The sequence below is a fragment of the Dactylosporangium sp. NPDC048998 genome (assembly GCF_043197855.1).
Taxonomy (GTDB): Bacteria; Actinomycetota; Actinomycetes; order Mycobacteriales; family Micromonosporaceae; genus Dactylosporangium.
This window is the reverse complement of sequence record NZ_JBICTV010000040.1, coordinates 58,930-65,348: the sequence shown is the minus strand read 5'-3', so window position 1 is coordinate 65,348 and position 6,419 is coordinate 58,930. Positions and strand designations below refer to the sequence as shown.

The 6,419-nt window shown below is 73.8% G+C and carries 6 protein-coding genes and 1 pseudogene; 2 read left to right on the top strand and 5 right to left on the bottom strand.

Features of this window, described 5'->3' with window-relative positions:
• Window positions 1–519, top strand: a pseudogene (locus tag ACGFI8_RS42465) (sialidase); the annotation flags it as partial.
• 64 nt (window positions 520–583) lie between these two features.
• Here ACGFI8_RS42465 and ACGFI8_RS42460 read toward each other — a convergent pair.
• The 4 genes from ACGFI8_RS42460 to ACGFI8_RS42445 form a co-directional block, all read right to left on the bottom strand.
• Entirely contained in the window at window positions 584–1,219 is a 636-nt protein-coding gene (locus tag ACGFI8_RS42460; protein ID WP_392813439.1) for an acVLRF1 family peptidyl-tRNA hydrolase, read from the bottom strand.
• A 35-nt stretch (window positions 1,220–1,254) separates the two neighbouring features.
• On the bottom strand, window positions 1,255–2,031 hold the full coding sequence (locus ACGFI8_RS42455; RefSeq protein WP_392813437.1) for a hypothetical protein: 777 nt from the start codon (window positions 2,029–2,031) through the stop codon (window positions 1,255–1,257).
• Window positions 2,032–2,119: 88 nt separating this feature from the next.
• Window positions 2,120–2,584: a hypothetical protein gene (locus ACGFI8_RS42450; RefSeq protein WP_392813436.1), complete on the bottom strand. Its 465-nt coding sequence runs from the start codon at window positions 2,582–2,584 to the stop codon at window positions 2,120–2,122.
• Between the two features lie 77 nt (window positions 2,585–2,661).
• Window positions 2,662–3,111, bottom strand: a complete 450-nt coding sequence (locus ACGFI8_RS42445; RefSeq protein ID WP_392813434.1) for a hypothetical protein — start codon at window positions 3,109–3,111, stop codon at window positions 2,662–2,664.
• Window positions 3,112–3,255: 144 nt separating this feature from the next.
• Between ACGFI8_RS42445 and ACGFI8_RS42440 the strand changes: the two genes are divergently transcribed.
• Window positions 3,256–5,691 (top strand): putative bifunctional diguanylate cyclase/phosphodiesterase, encoded by a 2,436-nt coding sequence (locus tag ACGFI8_RS42440; RefSeq protein WP_392813432.1) that lies wholly within the window; start codon window positions 3,256–3,258, stop codon window positions 5,689–5,691.
• 60 nt (window positions 5,692–5,751) lie between these two features.
• Here the strand turns inward: ACGFI8_RS42440 and ACGFI8_RS42435 are convergent, their stop codons facing one another.
• Window positions 5,752–6,213: a Rieske (2Fe-2S) protein gene (locus ACGFI8_RS42435; RefSeq protein WP_392813430.1), complete on the bottom strand. Its 462-nt coding sequence runs from the start codon at window positions 6,211–6,213 to the stop codon at window positions 5,752–5,754.
• Window positions 6,214–6,419: the final 206 nt, after the last annotated feature.

The window sequence follows — 6,419 nt, the reverse complement described above, 5'->3', positions numbered from 1 at the left end:
GTGAACAACAACAACACGATCATCGACCACATCTGGTCGTGGCGGGCGGACCACGGCGACGGCGCGGGCTGGACCTCCAACCCGTCCGACACGGGCCTCATCGTCAACGGCCAGAACGTGACCGCCTACGGCCTGTTCGTCGAGCACTTCGAGAAGTACAACGTGATCTGGAACGGCAACGGCGGCAAGACGATCTTCTTCCAGAACGAGCTGCCCTACGACCCGCCGAGCGCGGCCGCCTGGTCGCACGACGGCATCACCGGCTACGCCGCGTACAAGGTGGCCAACACCGTCACCTCGCACGAGGCGTGGGGCATGGGCAGCTACTGCGTGTTCACCACGGACCCGTCGATCGCGGCGTACCACTCATACGAGGTGCCCAACAACGCCAACGTCAAGTTCCACGACATCCTGACGGTGTCGCTGGGCAAGGGCTCGATCACGCACGTCATCAACGACACCGGGGCGGCGGCGCAGGCCTCCAGCGTCACTCCGTCCAACGTGGTCAACTACCCCTAAACCCGATTCCACCGTGTACCTCTGACAAGCGGGCCGATCGGCGAAAGCCGGTCGGCCCGCCCCTTTACGGCACCAGGTGGATGCGGACCTTCCGCGCGGCGACGGCGGCCTCCTCCAGGACGGCCAGCCGCGGCTCGGCGACCTCCAACAGCCGGGGGTGGCGCAGCCCCTCGAGGGCCGCCAGGCGCCGGTCGGCGAGGATCGCGTCGATCATGCCCCGGTCGCCGCCGCACACCAGCGCGGCGAGCGAGTCGACCTCGGGCAGCAGGACCCGCGCCGCGATGTCGGCGGACTTGCCGGCCACCGCGTCGGCCTGGTTGTCGCGGCGGCGGGCGTACCGCTGCTGGGACCACCCGCCGGCCGCGGTGCGCCCATGGACATGGAAGCGCTCCACCTTGGACGAGGTGATCGTCGTGCCGTCGGCGACGCCGGCCGCGACCGCGCCCTTGCGGGCCAGCAGCAGCCCGATTCGCGGCGGCACGGCGAGCCCGGCGAGCAGGGCGTCGACGTCCGCGACCCCGTCGAGGCCGGGCGGCGGGTGCAGCGTCGCCTTGTCGCCGTTGTTCGCCCCGGTGAGGACAAGCCCGTGCTCGTCGGCGCCCTGGTGGCGCCCGTAGAAGCCGTCGAGCCACCCCCGCAGCCGCTCCGGCGAGATCTCCACCCAACGCCCGCCCCCGGCGGCCGGTCTCGCCGTCACCATGCCCCAACCTTGCCACAGCCGCGGCGGCGTGGCGATCAACCGGCCGTCGCCGCCTCCTGCGACCGCAGCGGCTCCGCGTTCGGCTTCGAGCCGAGCAGCACACGCAGCTCCAGGCCCTTCATCAGCCACGACGCGCCGAAGCTGAGGATGGCCAGGGTCTCGCCGACGATGAGGGAGTAGTGGTCGAACCAGCCGGTGAGCTCGGTGACGGCGATGAAGACCACGGCCACGCCGATCCCGGCCGCGCACGCCCAGTGGAAGCGGCGCCAGAACGCCGGCGAGAGCCGGCCGGTCAGCTCGGTGCGCTTACCCTCGCGGATGCCGAAGTACAGGCTGATGACGCCCAGCGAGACGATGAAGACCGCGGCGCTGACGTAGTGCACCACCGCCACCGGGGTCTCGCCGAGGCGCTCCTGCAGCGGGGTGAGCGCCACCGTGGAGCCCTTCGGCCGGCCCGTGCAGAACAGCGCCACGCCGAGCGCGGCGACGCCGGCCACCATGCTGAGCAGGTTGTCCAGGTTGTGCTCGAACACCTTGTACGTCATCAGGAACAGGCCGGTGACGCACAGGGCGCCGACGAAGACGTCGCGCATGCCGGTGTAGAAGTACGCGCTGAGCGAGCCCCGGATCCCGCCGCCCTCCAGCGCCAGGTCGCCGAGCACGAGCAGCAACGGCAGGGCCAGCCCGATGCAGCCGATCACCGCCCGCATCAGCAGGTAGGAGCGCAGGTACAGCACCCCGGCGTCGGGCTTGCTCAGCTGCGCCGGGGTCGGCCGCCGCGGCGCCTCGGTCTGCGGGTCCAGGTAGCCCATGGGGTCCTCCCACCGGTCGGCTGTGCCTCACATCATGTATGAGCGCGCCGCCGTCCGCCTGATACACGCGGCCGGGATTCACCGCCGTTCATGCCCCGGACATCGCCCGTGCGTAGTAGGTGACCCCGGCGACGTGGTGCACGACCTCCCGGAGGGTCCAGGTGTCCGGGGCCGGCCGCCCGTCGAGCGCGTCCGGGCCGAGCCCGCCGAGCCGGGCCCGGTAGCAGGCCGCGAGCCGGGTCAGCCGGCTGGTCGCCTCGTCGAGGTCGCTCTCGGTGAACCGGGCGAAGTCGGCGTGGGTGGTGACGGTGCGCCCGTGCCAGGCGTCGGGCAACGGCGACAGCCCGGCGAGCCGGCACTCGATCTCCGCAAGGTGGTCGATCAGGTGGTCGGTGACGCGGCGCAGCGCCTTGTGCGGGGTCCACGCGTTGCCGTCGAACGCGACCGGGCGCCCGTCCCAGCCCAGCCAGCCGTCGGCGATCCCGAGGACCTCGGCCACGGCCGCGTCGACGAGGGTGGTGACGTCGGCGTCGGTGACGATCGGAAACTCCATGCCGCCGACCGTAGCCACGGGACCGTTCGGCCGGGACCGAACGGTCCCGGCCGCCGGTTCGGCGATCGGGTCACGGATCAGGTCGCGGACGGGGCCGGGGCGACCTTGCTCGGCAGGGGCTTCGTCGGTGCGGGCTCGCCGGGCCGGGGCTTCTCGATGCGCGGCCCGGGCCCTGGGTAGGGGCCGTCGTAGGGGCCGTGACGGCGCTCGTCCCAGTGATGGTGGTCGCCGGTCGAGACGGAGCCGATCGCGATGCCGGCGAGGAAGGCGCCGATCGAGCAGGGGACGACGGCGAGGACGAGCGTTGCGATCACCGCGACGAGGGCGGCCCGGCCGGGCGTGCCCACCCAGCCGCGGGCGTCGCCCCATCCGGAGCCGGGCGGCGGCGGGGCCAACGGCGGCGGGGGAGGCGGGGGAGGTGGGGGAGGAGCCGCGTGCGGCGGGGGCGTAGGCGCCCTGGGCGGTTCGGCGGCCGCGGAGGGCTCGGGGGCCTCGGGCTTCGGCCGATCTTCGGGGGGCTCGGTCATACCACCGACGGTACGCGCGGCCACCTGCCCCGGCGAGCGGGCGCGAGGGGTCGTGAGGAGGGTCGTGAGGGAGGTCGTGGGGGGAGGTCGTGGGGGAGGTATATGGTGTGCGGCGGCGCCGCCGTGCGTCGTAGTTCCTGACCGGTGGCCACGCCCATCGAGGAGGAGGCCGTCGCGATCCTCGGGAAGGTCACGGCGGGGCCGACGTTGGTTCATGAGCGTTTGGTTCATGAACGGCACCCGCGTGCCGATCTCGTCGGCGTGGAGAGGGTGGCGACCTGGCGTCCGACCCGGCTGCTCGTCGCGGCCTCGCTCCTGGCGGTCCTGACGGAGGTGTGGTTCGCCGTCGGGCTGCTGCGGCCGATACCGGCGATGGTCGGCTGGGTCGCGGTGCCGTTCGCCATCGGCTTCGCCGTGGCCGCGTGCCGGTCGACGACCGTGGCGCCCGGGATCGCGCCCGGCGCGGCCCGCTTCTGGCGCCACATCGGGCTCGGCACGGTGTTCATCGGCCTCGGCGGGCTCAGCAACGCCGTCGACATGTACCGCGGCATCGTCCTGCCCCAGCACGTCGGCCCGCTGACCGCGGTCGTCTACCTGGCCGGCCTCTTCGTCATGCTGTGGGGCCTGCTGCGCATCCCGGCCGCGCGGCGCACCCGCGGCGAGTGGCTGCGCTTCGGCCTCGACTCCGCGACGGTGATCGTCGCGGTGCTCACGTTCGCCTGGCACTTCCTGCTCCGGCACTGGAACGAGTGGTCCGGCGGCAACGCGGCCGGCGCCCGCGCGGTGATCGCGCTGGTGGCCTGCGGCGCGGTGTGCGTGTTCGGCTTCGTGAAGGTCGCGTTCACCGGCACCGGGCCGCTGGACCGCCAGGCGCTGTACCTGCTGGCCCTCGCCGGCGGCGCGGGCGCGACCGGCGGGGCGCTGGCCCCGCTGCTGGCCGACCGGCCCTACCTCAACGGCACCCCGGTCATGCTGCCGATGACCTGTCTCGTGCTGTGCTTCGCCGCCGACCGGCAGCGCCGCGCCGCCGGGGTCGAGCCGGCGCCGCCGGCCTGCCGCGCCCGGCCCGGCCTCGTGCCCTACCTCGCCGTCTTCGCCACCTGCGCGCTGCTGCTCGCCGACGCGCGGACGGGCGGCGACGACACCCTCGGCGTCGCGATCGGCGCCGTCGCGCTGGTGCTGCTTGTGGCCGCCCGGCAGGCCACCGCGCTGCGCGACAACGACGACCTCGTCGAGACGCTGGACGGGCGGCTGCGCGAGGTCGTCGAATACCAGGAGACGCTCGCCTGGCAGGCCACCCACGACGCGCTCACGCACCTGCCGAACCGGCGGCTGCTCACGCAGTACACCCGGGAGGCTCTCGACGACGACGGCGGCCGGGTGGCGGTCGCGCTCGTGGACATCGACGACTTCAAGGCGATCAACGACGACCTGGGCCACGGCACCGGCGACGCCCTGCTGACCGCGATCGCGGCGCGGCTGTCCGAGCTGCGCCCGCCGGAGGGGCTTGTCGCGCGGCTCGGCGGCGACGAGTACGCGCTGGTGTTCCCGGCCGCCGACGAGCCGGCGGCGCTGCGGACCCTCGGCGGGATCGCGGCCGGGCTGCGCCGTCCGCTCGACGCCGCCGGGCACGCCCTCGTCGTCGAGGCCAGCGCCGGCGTGGCCGTCGGCGGGGCCGGTACCGACGCCGACGAACTGCTGCGCCGCGCCGACGTGGCCATGTACGCGGCGAAGGAGCGGGGCAAGGGGCGGCAGGTCGCCTACGACCCGGCGATGGACCAGCGCGGCGCCGAGCGGGCCCGCATCGCCGCCGAGCTGCGCACCGCCCTCGACGACGGGCAGCTGCGGGTGTTCTACCAGCCGATCGTGCGGCTGGCCGACGGGCACACCGTCGGCGTGGAGGCGCTCGTGCGCTGGCAGCACCCGCAGCGCGGGATGGTGCGGCCGGACCTGTTCGTCCCGGCGGCGGAGCGCACCGGCCTCATCGTCCCGATCGGGCAGTGGGTGCTCGCCGAGGCGTGCCGGCAGGCGGCGCGGTGGCGGCGGGAGCTCGGCCCGGACGCGCTGCAGTACGTCTCCGTCAACGTCTCGCCGCGCCAGCTGCGCGAGGCCGGCTTCGCCCGGCGGCTGCGCGCCGAGCTGCGCGCCGCGGGCCTGGCGCCGGCGAACCTCATGGTTGAGGTCACCGAGACCGCGGTGTTCGACGGCGGTTCGGCGCTGGACGAGCTGCGAGAGATCCAGCGGTACGGCGTCCAGGTGGCCCTGGACGACTTCGGCACCGGCCACTCGTCGCTGGGCCTGCTGCGCACCTGCCCGGTCGACGTGCTCAAGGTGGACAAGTCCTTCGTGGACAACGTGACCGAGGCCGGCGAGCACTCGGTCGTCGCCGAGGCGCTCATCGGCATCAGCGACGGGCTGCGGCTGCGCGCCGTCGCCGAGGGCGTGGAGACCCAGCAACAGGCCGAGGCGCTGCGGCGGCTCGGCTACCGCTACGCCCAGGGCTACCTCTACGGCCGCCCGGTCCCCGCCGAGGAGCTCACCGCGCTGCGCCCCGAGCAGGGCGTCGGGTCCGCTCGGTGAGCGTCGCCGGGACAGTCGTCAACGACCGGCGGCCGGTCGGGTCCGGCCGCCGGTCCCGCGTCAGTCGTTGCGGAGGATCTTCGTGCCGTCGACCCGGACCGCGATCTCCTTCAGCCCGGTCGGGGTCGGGCCGCTGATCTTGGCGCCGTCGGTGATGCTGAACGTCGAGGCGTGCGCCGGGCAGGTGGCCACGCCGTTCTGCGGCGCGCTCACCAGGATGCCCTTGTGCGGGCAGGCGGCGTCGTACGCCTTGAAAGTTCCACTCACCGGCTGCACGATCAGCAGCCCGCCGGTGACGATGCCCCCGCCGACGGGGACGTCTGCGGTGTCGGCCAGCGCCGCCGCTTGCGTGGCGGAGGCCGCCGGGGGCTGGTCCTGGTTCTGCGTCTGGGCCGGGGCGTTCGCGGTGGCGTCGCCGCCGCATGCGGCGAGCAGGGTGGCGGCGCCGATGCCGCCGAGGCCCGCCAGGAGAACCCGCCGATGGGCGCACCACGCCTGCGGTTGCGCCGCTTCTTCGCTCATTGCCACGATGTTCCCTTCGGACGGCGGCCCGGGCCGGGGCGTGGCGCGGCCACCGCTCTGTGGCGCGCCGGGCGCGGGGTGAGGCCGGCTGGGGCCGGAAGGACGGCCGCCCGCCGAGGCGGCCGTAGTTGAACGCTTGGGAATCGTACAGTTCGATATAGAAGATCTACAATTTATTCACCCTCGCCGGGGCGGACACTGGTCAT

Bases quoted from the DNA above. Each gene is read 5' to 3' on its own strand.
- ACGFI8_RS42435 (WP_392813430.1), bottom strand. From the start codon at position 6,213: ATGAGCGAAGAAGCGGCGCAACCGCAGGCGTGGTGCGCCCATCGGCGG.
- ACGFI8_RS42450 (WP_392813436.1), bottom strand. From the start codon at position 2,584: ATGGAGTTTCCGATCGTCACCGACGCCGACGTCACCACCCTCGTCGAC.
- ACGFI8_RS42460 (WP_392813439.1), bottom strand. From the start codon at position 1,219: ATGGTGACGGCGAGACCGGCCGCCGGGGGCGGGCGTTGGGTGGAGATC.
- ACGFI8_RS42455 (WP_392813437.1), bottom strand. From the start codon at position 2,031: ATGGGCTACCTGGACCCGCAGACCGAGGCGCCGCGGCGGCCGACCCCG.
- ACGFI8_RS42445 (WP_392813434.1), bottom strand. From the start codon at position 3,111: ATGACCGAGCCCCCCGAAGATCGGCCGAAGCCCGAGGCCCCCGAGCCC.